Raw genomic sequence first — 15,048 nt, forward strand, 5'->3', positions numbered from 1 at the left:
GCCCCGCCTCGCTCGATGGGCGCATGATCCCGAAAAGTCTGTCGGTTTTAGGGATCATCCTCTAACGCCCGATTTGTGCCAAAGCAATATTGCAAAGCCGATAGGCAATTTGTGCCGCATCGGGACGATCGGGCGGGCGGGTTGAGATCATGCAATGCCGCGCTGGTGCCACCGGCCACCGCCGGGCCACAACCCCAAGTCTGGCCGCCATTGAACCCGGCTGGGCTTCAAGGGTTGTCACTTTGCCGAGGCTTGGAAACTATAGCGGGTTCCGTGCCCATCCATATTTCGAAACGGATTGATGTTTTCCTATTACCGCAGTCTTCCGAATTTGATTTCGCTTGGACGCCTTGTCCTTGCCCCGGCGATTGTCTCCCTGATCATAGCCGAGCGCTGGAAGGAAGCCTGCGTGGTCTTCATCATCGCCGGCGTTTCCGACGCGGTCGACGGCTGGCTCGCCAAAACCTTCGAACTTCGGACCGAACTCGGCGCCTATCTCGATCCGCTGGCCGATAAAGCCCTGATCGTTTCCATCTATGTGACCCTCGCCGTCGTCTCCGTTCTTCCCGCGACGATTGCCATTATCGTCGTCGCGCGCGATGTCATGATCATCGGCGCGTTCATGATTTCAGGGTTCATGCGCAGGCCCGTCAAGGTCAAGCCGCTCATGATCTCCAAGCTCAATACAGCGGCACAAATCAGTTTCGCGGCCATGGTTCTCGTGGCCAAAGCCTTCCATTTTCCCGCCGCCGCTTGGTTCCAAATTATGCTTTATTGCGTGGCCGCACTCACCATTGCCTCGACAGCTGCTTATCTGCGGCAGTGGATCCGGCACATGAGTGTTTGACGCAAAGAAGTGCTAAGGCCGGACCGGAAGCTGGAACTCCCCGGCAAGAGTGGCGGAAAAAGGCAATGACGATACGGATCGAATGGCAGATCGGCTTTTGGATTGGCGCGTTCTTGCTGCTGGTCCTGCTGCTTTGGCTGTTCAGCGGCGTGCTTCTGCCGTTCGCCGCCGCCGGCGCGCTAGGCTATCTCTTGAACCCGGTCGTCGACCGCCTGGAGCGAATTGGCTTCAATCGGCTCGGTGCGACGCTCTTCATTATGGCGTGCATGGTCCTGGTTCTCGGGCTGATCTTCGTTCTGGTCGTGCCCGTACTTTGGCGCCAACTTGCCAGTTTCATCGAGGCGATGCCGGCCTATGCCGTCAAGCTGCAGGAGCTGATTTCGGCGGCTTCCGTCAATTTCCAGAAGGACTATGGCGGCACCCTGCTGGATAAGCTGGGTCTTGGCAGTCAAATCGGCCCGGATCTCGGCAACGCCACCAATAATCTCGTTGCCCAGGGGGCTCAATGGGCGGCATCCTTCCTGAATTCGCTTTTGACACGCGGGGCGGCGCTGATCAGTTTGGTTTCGCTGCTGGTCGTAACCCCCATCGTCGCTTTCTACATGCTTCTCGATTGGCACAAGATGATTGCGACGATCGACGATCTGATCCCGCCGCGAAACCGCGAAACGGTGCGAACCCTTGCCCGCCAGATCGATACCGCCATGGCGGGATTTTTACGCGGCCAATCCCTCGTCTGTTTGTGTCTTGGAATCTGGTACGGGTTGGGCCTGTCGCTGATTGGGCTCAATTTCGGCCTTCTCATCGGCATTTCGGCCGGTGCGTTGAGCTTTATCCCTTATGTCGGTTCCCTGACGGCCCTCGTTCTGTCCTCGACGGTGGCAATCGTGCAGAATTGGCCGGATTGGCGGCTGCTCGCCATGTCGCTCGGCGTGTTTTTGGTCGGCCAATTTCTCGAAGGCAATATTTTGTCGCCGAAGCTCGTTGGCGAATCGGTCGGGGTGCATCCGGTCTGGCTGATTTTCGCGCTGCTCGCTTTCGGCAGCCTGTTCGGTTTCACCGGCCTCATCACCGCAGTGCCGTTTGCCGCCGCCGCCGCGGTCATCCTGCGCTTTGCCCTGAAGCGCTATCGGGAAAGCAATCTTTACACGGAAGTCCGGCGTCCCAGCGCCAAGCTGCTTCTCGACTCGAAACTTGCCCAACTCGACCATGAGGATCGTTGAATGGCTGGGGAGAAGCCCCGCCAGACGCGAGCTGCTCCTCGTCAACTGACATTGGAGCTCGCGCCAAAGCCTGGTTACGAGCCGGAGAATTTTTTCGTCTCGCAATCGAACGAAAAGGCCTACGCGATGGTGGAGCTATGGCCGCGGTGGCCGGCTCCGATGCTGATGATCGTGGGGCCGCCGGGCGCGGGCAAAAGCCACATGGGTGCGATTTGGGCCGCCAAATCCGGTGCCGCGACCCAGCCCGGCGCGTCGTTGGCTAATGCCGATATCGAAGCCCTGGCCGCCGCGGGTCCGCTTCTCCTTGAAGACGTCGACGAGATCGGACAAGCCGAACCTCAGCTTTTCCATCTTCTCAATCTGATGCGCGAACGCGACATCGCGCTCGTCCTCACGGCGCGGGCCCTTCCCGACACCTGGGGTTTGCGGACCGCCGATCTTTTGTCGCGGCTGCGGCTCGCGCCGACGATTGAAATCGGAATGCCCGACGATGCCTTGATGCGGGCGGTTCTCGTCAAACTGCTGATCGAACGGCAGCTTGTCGTCGACACGGGGGTCGTTGACTACATCGCCCTGCGGCTCGAGCGGTCGCTCGAAGCGGCCCGTTCATTTGTCGATCGGGTGGACCGAGAAGCGCTCGCGCGCAAAAGCCGGATTACGCGGGCGATCGCCAGCGATGTCCTGATCGCAATCGGCAATGAGGAAGACCCGGCTCCCGCTCAGGGACCAACGTAGCGGATCGTGCGGCCCCTGGCGTCGGTGAATGTCTTCCCCGCGCTCAGACCGGCCTCGGTCGCGGAGCGTCCGGTGACCAACCCGGCTTTGGAGTCATCGGTGCCGGAAATCGATCTCGGCGCATCCAACTCCGCGAGAGACTTGCGCTCGCGTTTGGAGAGCCCCTTGATCTCCGACAGTTTCCTGAAATCGCCCGCCTTGTGGTGGTGGCTGCCGTAGTCGCCGACAAAAATGCGGATTCCGGAGCGGGTCATCACCGCATCGCCTTCCTGCAAGCTTTCGTCGTTCATGATGTCGACGGGCGCGTGCGGGCGCACCGGATGTCCCGCCTTCTCATTCCGATGCGCCACGACCTTATGCCTGCGGAAACCATTGGCGTGTCCCCACGGCCGATAGGCTGGCGGGCGCGGAAAGTACCGCGGGGCCGGAGGCTGGAACTGCTGAAACAAAAAATCAAAGAATCCGGCGTGAGCGACGCCCGGAGACAGGCTGATCCCGAGGAGGGCGATCGCAAAGACGCGACCAAAGCGATCCGTTCGCATCAAAAAATCCATAAACCGAGAAGTCGGCGCTCATGTAGCTTAAGTTTGGGTAAACGTGAAGCGGATTGATTGGTTCAGCCTTGAGAAAGCAGTCTTTCATATTCTGCGCGGATCACGCTTGCTCCATACTGGCGTTCAAGCCGCAAAATTGTGAAATGGCCGCGCGCAATGGTCTGGAAATGGTCGGCAAAGGCGTAGTTTACGGCGGCTCCACCGGCGGCGCCGATCAGCGGAACACTTTGGGCGGCGAGCTTTTGCGAGACCACCACGCCAAAATGCGTCCCAATTTGCGCAACAAAGCGAACCAGCGCCGGCGCGACGTCATTGATGAGGCCCCGGCTGGACAGATAGCCGGCGGCTTCCGACACCGACTTCGCCAACAGCGCCCGAACCGCAAAATAGCCGGTCTCCAGAACCGCACCCTCCTCAAGATTGGAATTTGTGCCATGGAGATCGGCATAGCGGATGGGCTTATCCGCATCGGCGCGGCCGCCTAGGGCAAAGACTTCGAGACAAGCAAGCACGGTTGCGGGATCGGACAGGTCCTGCCCCTCGCCGCGGGCGATGTCGGCGATCGAGCGCAGCATAATCGCGGTCGAGAACGGAAGTTCGACCGGCAGGCTTGAAATACCGAATGCGCCGCCGGCGGCGCCCGCCAAAACCGCTATGCTCTTGTGCATGCGGCGCCGATCCCGCATCGGCTTGCCGGCAAGGCTCCGGATCGCGAAATTCAGACCGCCCCGGATGGCCGCCTCCGCGGCCCTGTTCGCGATGCCGGAAATATGCGCCGGAACGATCGCGCCAATCGCGCTCACCTGCCGCCCCAGCGCCGCGCTCAGACGAATGGCCAGACTTGTCCGCTCAAGTTCACGCATGGCGCGCTCCAGCGCCGCTTGGTCGTCCTGGCTAAGCCCGGAGGTGGGGTTGGGAATGACGGCCCAGTTCGGGTGGGACGGAACACCGGGTACAAAATCCATGAAATGCCTCGTTGAAGGGTGGCCTGGAAACGGGCTTTAGAGGCAAGCCCGGCGGCCGGCCTTGAGAGGGAACGGTTTCCTCCGCCGGGGGTTCAGAAGCGTTAATCATCTTTATCTCGGCAGGTTGAGATAGCTAAACAAAGTGTTAAATAGATATGGTAATTGGTTGATGAAACCTTAATTTCAAGGACATCCATTGCGCCAAAAAGCAAAATAAAGTAATTTGATCGAACTGTTTCGTATAAATCAGTAGAAAATGAGCAATCGATGACTTAGTTAAGTCAACAGATTGAGAAATAGCAACTATACTTCCCTAAGATTAGCTCGTTTTGTTTAAGACCATCGGAAAACAGCCCTGACATTGTTTGGTACCCTGGGCTGGGAGGCACGAGATGGACGTTAGGACTGTGAAGCCGATGACGATTTTGTCGATAGCGGGTTTTTCGTTGATCGGCTTGGTTCTTCTGTCTCCCTGCGATGCGATCGCGAACGCAGCCGAAACTGTCCGGGCGTCCTCATTCGCGCCGATCAGCGGCCCGACCGCCGTACCCTATGGTTGGGGGGATTTTTGCCGGCGCAATGCCGGCGCCTGCAACGGGGAGCCCATTTCGCCCACGGATATCGAATTGACATCAAAGACGATCATCGAAATCGAACGGGTCGACAAATGGGTGAATGCCCAAATCAAGCCGGTCTCCGACATGGAACATTGGGGTCTCATCGACGAATGGGACTATCCAACCGACGGCAAAGGGGATTGCGAGGACTTCGCGTTATTCAAGCGCAAGATCCTTATTGAGGAAGGCTTCCCGCGTCAGGCCTTGCTGATGACCGTGGTCAAGGACGAGCACAACGAGGGGCACGCGGTCCTGACCGTCAAGACCACCGCCGGCGACTATGTTCTCGACAATATGAATGATGACATGAAGCCCTGGAACCGCACCGGCTATCGTTTCGTCAAGCGCCAGTCGCAGAACGATCAGAACGCGTGGGAACAAATCGGGGATCCGACGGCCGCACCGGATTATGTGTCTCGCTGACCGTACGGCCGGAGCTTTCGCCCCGGCCCTGTTCGCGCATGTTCGCCGCAAGAGGCGGTGCCTTCTCAGGCTGAAATGCTTTCATTGGCCGATTGCGGCGCCGGCAGCCTGGGGCCGACGACTTCCTTGAGGGCGGCCACGTCCTTGGACGCGGATTTGGGCGGCACGGGCCCCGGACACATCGGGGTCGGAATTTCGACCTCGACCTCGAGGGTCGAGACGACTTCGCCCCGCTCCATCTTCACCTTGATCCCTTCGGCCTCGACCGGGAAATGCTTCGCGATCACCGCCAGAATTTCTTCCTGAAGAATGGCGATCAGATCGGATTTCCCTGAAACGGCGCGTTCATGCGCGAGCAGGATCTGCAGCCGTTCCCTGGCTACCGGCGCGGAGCCTTGCCGCCTGAAAAAACTGATGAGCTTCATGCGGCCCTCCGTCCAAATAGTTTTCCAAACAGCCCCTTCCGGTCGCTCGGCACGGTCATGTCGATGACCTCGCCATTCAACCTCTTCACCGCGGCAAAATAGGCGCGCGCCGGTGCGCTTTCCGGATTGCTGAGCGTGATCGGCGAGCCGATATTGGAGGCGCGCAGCACCTCGGTGCTTTCCGGGATGATTCCCAGCAGCGGGACGGACAGGATTTCCAGCACGTCTTCGACATTCAGCATTTCGCCGCGGCCGGCGCGGGCCGCGTCAAACCTGGTGAGCAGGAGATGCTTCTCGACGCGCTCGCCTTTTTCGGCGCGCTCGGTCTTTGAGTCGAGCAGACCGATGATACGGTCCGAGTCGCGCACTGACGAAACTTCCGGGTTGGTCACGATGACCGCCACGTCGGCGTGCCGCATCGCAAGCGTCGCGCCGCGCTCGATTCCAGCGGGGCTGTCACAGATGACCCAATCGAATTTCTCTTTCAGTTCGGCAATGACGCGTGCGACGCCCTCGTCGGACAATGCGTCCTTGTCGCGCGTCTGCGAGGCGGGAAGCAGCGACAGCGTCGGGACGCGCTTGTCGCGGATCAAAGCCTGCGCGAGCTTGGCATCGCCTTGAACGACATTGATCAGATCGTAGACGACTCTGCGCTCGGCGCCCATGACAAGATCGAGGTTACGCAATCCGACGTCGAAATCGATCAGCACGACATTCTTGCCGCTTTGCGCTAACGCCGCGCCCAGAGCCGCGGTGGAGGTCGTCTTGCCGACGCCGCCCTTGCCGGATGTTACGACCAGAACCTTGGCCATGTTGATGTCTCCCACTCTTTCAGTCTTGAACCATGGTCAGCGAATCACCATCAAGCCACACTTGAATGGGCTTGCCGCGCAGATGCGCGGGCATGTCGTCGGCCACCATGTACAGGCCGTCGATGGAAAGAAGTTCGGCTTCGAGTTTGCGGCAGAAGATGCGCGCGCGGGAATCACGGGAACCGGCGATAGCCCTGCCTCGAAGCGTCCCATAAATGTGGATGGAGCCGCCGGCGATGACTTCGGCGCCCGAGGCGACCGAGCCGATGATGGTCACATCGCCTTCCGGATGCACAATGCATTGGCCGGAGCGGATCGAGCTGTCCAGCAGCAAGGAATTTGGATGCTCGGTATTTTTGGCGGCGACGGCCGAGGGTTTCGAAGCTTCGGGAGCTTTCGCCACATCGGGCGTGGCATCGGACTCTGGGGATTCAGTTGGAAGCTCCTTGCCGAGAACGTCGGTGATGCCTTTTTGCCGGCCGCTCAACAGCAAGGGAGGCATCGCAAAGTCGAGCCAAGAAGGCTCGGCGCCCTCAATGCCCATGACCTTGATGTTGCGTTCGGCGAGTTCCTTGAGGAGCTCCGCCACACCCTGCTTGCCGGGCCGTAAAATGGAAAGGTCAAGAACGATCGGGCGGCCGAGGAAGAAGCCCGGCGATCGGGCGAGCCAGGCATCCATTTCAGCAAGCCAGTTCGCCAAAGGCGGTTCCGGTGCAAGCACCATTGCGTGGTAGGAGCGGCCATGAAAACGGATCGAATGACGGGTGTTTGCAGCGGCTGTCACGGCAGGGCCTCGAAGATGTGCTTCGACGATTTAGCCAGGGCATGGTTAACGCCCGGTTAAGGCTTTTGCCACGGGCCCCGATTTGGCACAGTTCAAGGAAGAAATTTAATTTCGTTGTAATAATTGGAGACGGTCAGAGGGCGCGGGGCCGGCGTAAATCGAGCGTCAAGGGAAAGTCGGCGGAGCGTTCTTCGGGCGGCACATCGAACGATCCTGGCGTGTGGCCGTGATCCTGAAAGCGCGCAAGGCGGCGCGCTTCGGCCTCGAAATTATTGACCGGGAACGTCTCGTAATGCCGGCCGCCCGGATGGGCGACGTGATAGACGCAGCCCCCGAGCGCTCGCCCGTTCCAACTGTCGACGAGATCGAAGGTCAAAGGGGCATGGACCGGAATCGTCGGGTGCAGACCGTTGGCGGGCTGCCAGGCCTTGAAGCGCACGCCGGCCACCGCTTCTCCCGATGTGCCGGTCGTGGTGAGGGGCATGCGCCGGCCGTTGCAGGCGACGATATGGCGGCCTTCGACAATGCCGGTTGCCTTGATCTGCAAGCGCTCGAGCGAGGAATCGACATAGCGCACGGTGCCACCGGTTGCGCCTTGCTCGCCCATCACATGCCAAGGCTCGAGCGCCTGCCGCACTTCGAGTTTGACCCCGCCATGCTCGACGGCGCCGCAAAACGGAAATCTGAATTCGAACTGCGCTTCGAACCATTGCGGATCGAACGCAAAGCCGGCCTGTCCAAGGTCGGCGATTACGCCCAGAAAATCCTGCCATATGAAATGCGGCAGCATGAATCGATCATGCAAAGCGGTGCCCCATCGCACCAGATTTCCTTGCTGCGGTTGACGCCAAAACCAGGCGACCAGTGCGCGCAACAACAATTGTTGGGCCAAACTCATCCGCGCGTCCGGCGGCATTTCGAAGGCCCTAAATTCCACCAAACCGAGCCGCCCGGTCGGTCCGTCTGGCGAATAGAGCTTGTCGATGCAGATTTCGGCGCGATGCGTATTGCCGGTCACGTCGACGAGAAGGTTGCGGAACAGGCGATCGACGAGCCACAGCGGCGCGCCCTGCTCCGCCGGCGGTACGCTGGCGAGTGCGATTTCGAGTTCGTAAAGCTGATCGTGACGAGCCTCGTCGACACGCGGCGCCTGGCTCGTCGGGCCGATGAAAAGCCCGGAAAAGAGATAGGAAAGCGAGGGATGCCGCTGCCAATAGAGCACCAGGCTTTTCAACAGATCGGGGCGCCGCAGCACCGGCGAATCCGCAGGCGTCGCACCGCCCAGGACAACATGATTGCCGCCGCCCGTCCCGGTGTGGCGCCCGTCGGTCATGAATTTATCGGCGCCCAGCCGTACCTGGCGCGCATCCTCGTAAAGACCTTTGGTCGTTTCGACCAAGGCGCGCCAGTTCACGGCGGGATGAATATTGACCTCGATGACACCGGGATCGGGGGTCACCTTGATCACATTGATGCGCGGATCGAAGGGCGGGGGATAGCCTTCGATATGCACGGGCAACCCCGCCTGCTCGGCGCTGGCTTCGACCGCGGCGAGAAGCTCGAGGTAATCCTCCAAAGCTTCGACCGGCGGCATGAAAACGCAGAGAACCCCATCGCGTGGCTCGATCGAAAGCGCGGTGCGCACGGCACCTTCGATCGCCTCCTGCTCGATACGCTCCTGCCGCGTGCTCGACGCGGCCGGAGCGTGTTCGAAACGCTGCGCGATGTCTTGTGGAGGGGGCAGGACTTCGCGCGGCTCCAGGGGATCCTGGGCAATGATGAAGGGATAGGACGAAGGCGGCACCCAAGGCAGGGACGACAAGGGCAATCGGTAGCCGACGGGGGAATCGCCCGGCACCAGAAACAATCTGCCCCGTCGCAACGCCCACTGCTCACTTTTCCAGCGCGAACCGGTCATGCCGCTTGCCTGCGCGTTCCAGCGCTGCACCGGCATGACAAAACCGACGGGCTTTGTCAGACCGCGTGAGAACGTGCGGATCATCCGGCTGCGCTCTTCGGCATCCTCGATTTTGGGATCGAGCGGATCGATATTCTCGGGCAGATTGCCTTCCTTGGCGAGCCAAGCGACAGGATCCTCAAAGGCCGGCAATACGCAGGATGTCTCGATCCCAAGTCGTTCCGCTATGCCGTTTGCAAAATTCTTGGCTTGGGCACGATGCTCCTCGGCGCGCGCCAGGTCGGCGGGCATCATGGATTCCGGCCCGACCGGCTTCGTCAAAGCGACCTCGCCGATCAGCGCGGGATTTTTCCAGATCGGCTCGCCGTCCTTGCGCCAGTAAACTGAAAATCCCCATCGGGGGAGGCTTTCGCCCGGATACCATTTGCCTTGACCATAATGAAGCATGCCGCCGGGCGCGAAACGCTGATGCAATCGGCGGATCAGCCTGTCCGCGAAGCTGCGTTTCGTCGGACCAACGGCCGCGGTGTTCCATTCGTCCGATTCGAAATCGTCGATCGATACGAACGTCGGCTCGCCGCCCATCGTCAATCTTACGTCGTTTTGGCCAAGCTCGGCATCGACCTGTTCGCCCAGTTCATCGAGCTTCGTCCAAGCGGCGTCGGAAAACGGCAGAGTGATCCGAGGCGCCTCGCCGACGCGCGTCACCTGCATGTCGAAATGGAAATCGACATTGGCCGGCTCGACCAGCCCCGAGATCGGCGCGGCCGAGCGATAATGCGGCGTGGCGGCAACTGGTAGATGGCCCTCGCCGCAGAACATCCCGGATGTGGCATCCATCCCGATCCAGCCGGCGCCGGGCACATAGACCTCGGCCCAGGCGTGCAAATCGGTGAAATCAACCTGCGTGCCCTTCGGCCCGTCGACCGGCTCGATGTCGGCCCGCAATTGGATGAGGTATCCCGATACGAAGCGGGCCGCGAGGCCGAGGTGACGCAGCATTTGAACAAGCGTCCAGGCAGAATCGCGGCAAGACCCGGACCCGAGTTCCAAAGTTTCCTCCGGGGTCTGAACGCCCGGTTCCATCCGGATCAAATAGCGGATCGCCTTGTGCAGGCCGATATTCAGATCGACCAGAAATGTCACGATGTGAATCGGACCCTTCGGCAGCGCGTCGATATAGGCTGCGAGGCGCGGACCGAGTGGTTCGGCTTCCAAATAGGGCGCCAGCTGCGCCTTTAATTCGGGCTCGTAGGCGAAAGGAAATTGCTCGGCGTAGGGCTCGATGAAAAAATCGAACGGGTTGATGACCGCAAGATCAGCGGTGAGATCGACCTCGACTTTAAACTCCGTCACCTTTTCGGGAAAGACGAACCGGGCCTGCCAATTGCCGTGCGGGTCCTGCTGCCAGTTCACGAAATGCTCGGCTGGCGTCACTTTCAGCGAATAAGCGGTGATTTTGGTGCGGCAGTGGGGGGCCGGGCGCAGCCTGATGATCTGCGGCTCGATCACGACCGGCCGATCATATTTATAGTGGGTCACGTGATGAATGGCGGCGGAAATGGTCACGTTGTAAGCCCTAACAGCGCCAGCCACAGATCAGACCGCCTCGCTGGTTCGAGGTGCGACCTTATTTGTAGAATTACAATCAGCAATTTTTACGCCAATGCGCAATGCCGGTCGCCCCACCTCTTCCAGTGAGGAAGGGGCCCAGCAGCGGGTTGAACATCGGGCCGAAGGCGACTGTGACTTCGTCGGGCGTGAGCTTCACCGTGTTGTTGCGCCAATGATCCCCTCGCGGACTCGTCGAAGCCGCAAAATGCCATTGGCGGCGAAACGAGCGGCAAGCCGAATGACCCGCCGCTCCGGTTCTTGGTCCAGTGCCGTAAGCGCGCCGCTTAGGCCGCCATTCCCATGGCTTCGGCCTTTTTCAACAGCGCCTCGGCCATCCTTATGCTGGCGATGTCGATGAGGCGGCCGTCGAGCGAAACCGCGCCCTTTCCGGCCTTGGCCGCATCGGCCATCGCGCTGACGATCCGGCGCGCCTTGGTGACCTCGGCTTCCGAGGGCGTGAAGACCTGATTGGCGAGTTCGATCTGCGAAGGATGAATTGCCCATTTTCCTTCATAGCCCAAAACCGCGGCGCGCTTGGCGGCGGCGGTGAAGCCATCCGGATCGGAGAAATCGCCGAACGGTCCGTCAATCGGACGCAGGCCATAGGCGCGGCAGGCAACCAGCATGCGGGTCTGCGCCGCGTGCCATTGATCGGCCCAGTAATAGGCGCGGTTGCCATTGGCATCCTTATCGGTGAGCACGCCATAATCCGCATTGACGCCGCCAATGATGGTGGTGCGCGCCCGCGTCGACGCCGCGTAATCGGCAACGCCGAAGGACATGGCTTCGAGCCTCCGGCTCGATTGCGCAATCGCCTCGACATTGGCCATGCCGAGCGCCGTTTCGATCAACACTTCAAAACCGATGCGCTTCTCGCGCTTCTTCGCGGTCTCGATCTGCGTGACCAGCATGTCCACCGCATAGACGTCGGCTGGAACACCGGCCTTGGGAATCAGGATCATGTCGAGACGCGGGCAGGCTTCCACGATATCGACGACGTCGCGATACATGTAATGCGTGTCGAGACCATTGATGCGGATCATCATGGTCTTGTTGCCCCAATTGATGTCGTTCAGCGCCGCGATGATATTCTTGCGGGCCTGTTCCTTGTCGTCGGGCGCGACGGCATCTTCGACGTCGAGAAAAATAATGTCCGCGGCCGACTGCGCCGCCTTTTCGAACAACCCAGGATTGGAACCTGGGACCGCCAGTTCGGAGCGATGAAGACGCGGCGTCGCCTGCTCGATGATCGTAAAGCTCATGCCCTTGTTTCCCCTCTTGGTTGGCGCGGTTGTGAACGACGCTCAGCCGGTGGCGCCGAGACCGCTCGCGATGCAATTGATGGATAGAAGGAGGTTTGCTTTATAGGCCTCCAAAGCCTGATCGGTTTCGCAGGCCCGGAAGCGGCGCAAAAGCTCGACCTGCTCCCGGTTGACCCGGTTGATCGTCGGCAGCCGATGGTCAAGGCGCGCCCGGTAGCTCGGGAAGCGTTCACCGATTTCACGCTCCTGACTGATCCGCAAAACCATCTCGCGGGTCAGCACGAATTCATGCTCGATCAGCGCGAAGATGGCATCGCGCTTGGAAGCATCGGGAACAAGGCTCGCATATTCGCGGGCAATCGCCAGATCGACCAGACAGAGGGTTTTCTCGACCTCGCCGATGATCAGGCGGAACAGCCGCGATTCCTTGAACATCCGGCGCAGCAGCGCCTCGCCGCGTTCCTTACGGACATCGAGGAAGCTTTTGATGCCGCTGCCCATCCCGTACCAACCGGTGATGACATGCCGGTTTTGCGACCAGGCGAACACGAAGGGGATCGCCCGCAAATCACCGAGCGAACGCGCGCCGAAGCGCCGCGCCGGCCGCGATCCGATATTGAGCAGGGAAATCTCCTCGAGCGGGCTCGCCGCTTGAAAATAGGTCAAAAGATCGGGGTGGCCGATAAAGCCCGCATAGGCGGCATGGGCGGTGCCCGACAGTGCCTCCATGGCTTCCTCGAATTCCGCCCTTGGCACCAGCGCTTGCTCGCGTTCCGAAATCAAAGCGTGCTCCAGGACAGCACTACCCAGGACCTCCATCTGATAGGCGGCGGTCCCACGATTGGCATATTTGAACGAGACTACCTCGCCCTGCTCGGTCACCCGGAAGCGTCCATTGATCGAGCCTGCCGGCTGGGCCGCGATCGCTTGCGCGGTGGGCGAACCGCCCCGGCTGACCGAGCCGCCCCGGCCATGGAAAAACGCGATCGGGATGCCGCTTTCGGTGCCGATCTTGGTCAGCCGCGTCTGCGCCTTCGCCAGTTCCCAGTTCGAGGATAGAAAGCCGCCATCCTTGTTGGAGTCGGAATAGCCGATCATCACCTCCTGCACGCCGCCCTGGGCGCGGGCGCTGCGCCGAACCACCGGCAGCGACAAAAGCTCGCGCATGATCGCAGGCGCGGCGCGGAGATCGGTGATGGTTTCAAACAGCGGCACGATCGGCAGAGTGCAGGCTTCGACGCCGGCCGCATCCAGAAACAGCCCGGCATGTTTGGCCAGCAGATAAGCGCCGAGAATATCGGCGACCGAGCGGGTCATGCTCAGAACGAAACAGCCGAATGCTTCACGATCGAATTCGGTGCCCTTGTCGCTGGCGAGCTTGAACATGCCGAGCGTTTCGGCTGCCTCGGGCGGCAGGTCGAGCGGCGGGCGTTCCGCCGGGAAGGGCCGGGCGAGTTCGGCGGTAACCCAGTCCTTCCACGCCGCCGAGTCGGGCTCGGGCGGCGTGCCGCCGTCGCGGCCGGCGGTCGCCTGCCAAAGCGTCTGCAATGTTTGGGTTAGCCGTGTCGTGTTCTCGCGCAGATCGAGTCTGACGGTGCGGAAACGGAAGATCTCCACCGACCAGCGGACCGGCCGCACCAAACTCTCGCCGATATCGGCAGCCCCGCTTTCGATCAGCGCTTCTTCCAGAACCCGAAGATCGGCGATCAGTTCGTCGGCGCTGGCATATTCAGCACCACTACCCATGCCGCCGCGCTCGAAATGCGCGATGGTGAGTTGGAGTTTGCGCAGCATGCAAAACAGGAACTGGCGATAGGGCTCGCCGGAATTGCGCTGCGCGATCATCGCGCCTTCAAGGCTCTTGGCGAGTGCGCTCGCAAGCGCCTCCTGAAAGGCCGCCGTCGGAGGCAGTGCCCGCTCGGCAATCGACAGCCTGCGCAGGAGAAGCGACAGGTGCTGCTCGTAATGGCGGAGGCTCGCCAGCGCATTCTCGACAAGCGCCCGGCGGGTGACGTCATTGGTGACGAAGGGATTGCCGTCGCGGTCGCCGCCGATCCATGAGCCGAATTGAAAAAACGGCGTGAGCGCAAAATGCTCGCCGGGATAAAATTGATGCAGCGCGCGATCCAATTTTTTCAAAAGGTCGGGAACGCCGTCAAACAAGGTCTCGTGAAAAAAATGCAGACCCCAGGCGACTTCTTGATCGACCGAAGGCTTCTCCAGCCGCAATTCGCCGGTCATCCACAAGAGCTCGATCTCATCTCGCAACTGGTCGATCAGCCCGGCCCGTTCACGTGCGGTCCAGCGCGGCTGTTCCAGCTCGACCAAGAGACGGTAGATGCGGCGATGCTTTTCGAGAACGGTCACGCGCTTGGCTTCGGTGGGATGCGCGGTAATGACCGGCCTGACCCGCGTCGAAGCCAGCCGTCCGTGCAGTTCCCGCGCCCCAATCTTGAGATTGGCGGCCTGTGCGACGAAGTTGGCGAATGTGCCGGGCACCGCGGTCTCGCCGCGTTCGCGTTCGGTCTGACGACGCAGCCGCATCGCCGTGTGCTGCTCGACGATCGCAAGCAACTGAAACCAGATTCCGTGGACTTGGAAGACGCGCGCAAGCAGATCCGGCGCGAAATCCACGACTTCCGTTTTTTCGCTGAGAACCGCGGCAACCTCGGGATGCTGACGGCGCACGATATCGACCAGAAGGTCGAACAGGATGGCGGCGGTTTCCTCGCCATCGAGCAGGGCCTGGACGTCTCCCGGCGCCGGGCCGATATCCGCCCCTGGAGGGCCGACGTTAGTTTGCATCATGGATCACACTCGTCGCAGCGGGCGGCCAGGATCTTGGGCTTGTCCGACGTCCGGGCACCGC

General features: G+C 60.8%; 12 protein-coding genes. 4 read left to right on the plus strand and 8 right to left on the minus strand.

The window, feature by feature from the left end; all coding sequences use genetic code 11:
• Window positions 1-301 precede the first annotated feature (301 nt).
• From CU048_08515 to CU048_08525, 3 genes are all read left to right on the plus strand, one after another.
• The gene (locus CU048_08515; protein QBR71318.1) at window positions 302-847 is read left to right on the plus strand and encodes a CDP-alcohol phosphatidyltransferase; all 546 of its coding nucleotides are present in this window, start codon (window positions 302-304) and stop codon (window positions 845-847) included.
• 71 nt (window positions 848-918) lie between these two features.
• Window positions 919-2,070 (plus strand): AI-2E family transporter, encoded by a 1,152-nt coding sequence (locus CU048_08520; GenBank protein ID QBR72777.1) that lies wholly within the window; start codon window positions 919-921, stop codon window positions 2,068-2,070.
• Window positions 2,071-2,805, plus strand: a complete 735-nt coding sequence (locus CU048_08525; protein QBR71319.1) for a hypothetical protein — start codon at window positions 2,071-2,073, stop codon at window positions 2,803-2,805.
• Here the strand turns inward: CU048_08525 and CU048_08530 are convergent.
• Both CU048_08530 and CU048_08535 read right to left on the minus strand, forming a co-directional pair.
• Window positions 2,790-3,359: a hypothetical protein gene (locus tag CU048_08530; GenBank protein ID QBR71320.1), complete on the minus strand. Its 570-nt coding sequence runs from the start codon at window positions 3,357-3,359 to the stop codon at window positions 2,790-2,792. The two genes, CU048_08525 and CU048_08530, sit on opposite strands and share 16 nt — an antisense overlap.
• Before the next feature lie 62 nt (window positions 3,360-3,421).
• Window positions 3,422-4,324 (minus strand): peptidase, encoded by a 903-nt coding sequence (locus CU048_08535; protein ID QBR71321.1) that lies wholly within the window; start codon window positions 4,322-4,324, stop codon window positions 3,422-3,424.
• Window positions 4,325-4,740: 416 nt separating this feature from the next.
• On the opposite strand from CU048_08535, the gene CU048_08540 reads away from it, so the two are divergent.
• The gene (locus CU048_08540; protein QBR72778.1) at window positions 4,741-5,364 is read left to right on the plus strand and encodes a transglutaminase; all 624 of its coding nucleotides are present in this window, start codon (window positions 4,741-4,743) and stop codon (window positions 5,362-5,364) included.
• Between the two features lie 65 nt (window positions 5,365-5,429).
• On the opposite strand, the gene CU048_08545 is transcribed toward CU048_08540, so the two are convergent.
• The 6 genes from CU048_08545 to CU048_08570 all read right to left on the minus strand — a co-directional run bounded on the left by CU048_08545 (window position 5,430) and on the right by CU048_08570 (window position 14,984).
• Window positions 5,430-5,789, minus strand: a complete 360-nt coding sequence (locus CU048_08545; protein ID QBR71322.1) for a cell division topological specificity factor MinE — start codon at window positions 5,787-5,789, stop codon at window positions 5,430-5,432.
• Window positions 5,786-6,601, minus strand: a complete 816-nt coding sequence (gene minD / locus CU048_08550) for a septum site-determining protein MinD (GenBank protein ID QBR72779.1) — start codon at window positions 6,599-6,601, stop codon at window positions 5,786-5,788. The genes CU048_08545 and minD overlap by 4 nt, the downstream gene beginning before the upstream one ends.
• Before the next feature lie 19 nt (window positions 6,602-6,620).
• The gene (locus tag CU048_08555; protein ID QBR71323.1) at window positions 6,621-7,385 is read right to left on the minus strand and encodes a septum formation inhibitor MinC; all 765 of its coding nucleotides are present in this window, start codon (window positions 7,383-7,385) and stop codon (window positions 6,621-6,623) included.
• Between the two features lie 133 nt (window positions 7,386-7,518).
• Window positions 7,519-10,872 (minus strand): IMP dehydrogenase, encoded by a 3,354-nt coding sequence (locus CU048_08560; protein ID QBR71324.1) that lies wholly within the window; start codon window positions 10,870-10,872, stop codon window positions 7,519-7,521.
• 329 nt (window positions 10,873-11,201) lie between these two features.
• Window positions 11,202-12,179: a CoA ester lyase gene (locus tag CU048_08565; GenBank protein ID QBR71325.1), complete on the minus strand. Its 978-nt coding sequence runs from the start codon at window positions 12,177-12,179 to the stop codon at window positions 11,202-11,204.
• 42 nt (window positions 12,180-12,221) lie between these two features.
• Entirely contained in the window at window positions 12,222-14,984 is a 2,763-nt protein-coding gene (locus CU048_08570; GenBank protein ID QBR72780.1) for a phosphoenolpyruvate carboxylase, read from the minus strand.
• Window positions 14,985-15,048: the final 64 nt, after the last annotated feature.

The organism is Beijerinckiaceae bacterium, assembly GCA_004564215.1.
Classification (GTDB): Bacteria; Pseudomonadota; Alphaproteobacteria; order Rhizobiales; family Beijerinckiaceae; genus Methylocapsa.

Bases quoted from the DNA above. Each gene is read 5' to 3' on its own strand.
- CU048_08515 (QBR71318.1), top strand. From the start codon at position 302: ATGTTTTCCTATTACCGCAGTCTTCCGAATTTGATTTCGCTTGGACGC.
- CU048_08535 (QBR71321.1), bottom strand. From the start codon at position 4,324: ATGGATTTTGTACCCGGTGTTCCGTCCCACCCGAACTGGGCCGTCATT.
- CU048_08530 (QBR71320.1), bottom strand. From the start codon at position 3,359: ATGGATTTTTTGATGCGAACGGATCGCTTTGGTCGCGTCTTTGCGATC.
- CU048_08540 (QBR72778.1), top strand. From the start codon at position 4,741: ATGACGATTTTGTCGATAGCGGGTTTTTCGTTGATCGGCTTGGTTCTT.
- minD (QBR72779.1), bottom strand. From the start codon at position 6,601: ATGGCCAAGGTTCTGGTCGTAACATCCGGCAAGGGCGGCGTCGGCAAG.
- CU048_08545 (QBR71322.1), bottom strand. From the start codon at position 5,789: ATGAAGCTCATCAGTTTTTTCAGGCGGCAAGGCTCCGCGCCGGTAGCC.
- CU048_08565 (QBR71325.1), bottom strand. From the start codon at position 12,179: ATGAGCTTTACGATCATCGAGCAGGCGACGCCGCGTCTTCATCGCTCC.
- CU048_08570 (QBR72780.1), bottom strand. From the start codon at position 14,984: ATGCAAACTAACGTCGGCCCTCCAGGGGCGGATATCGGCCCGGCGCCG.
- CU048_08525 (QBR71319.1), top strand. From the start codon at position 2,071: ATGGCTGGGGAGAAGCCCCGCCAGACGCGAGCTGCTCCTCGTCAACTG.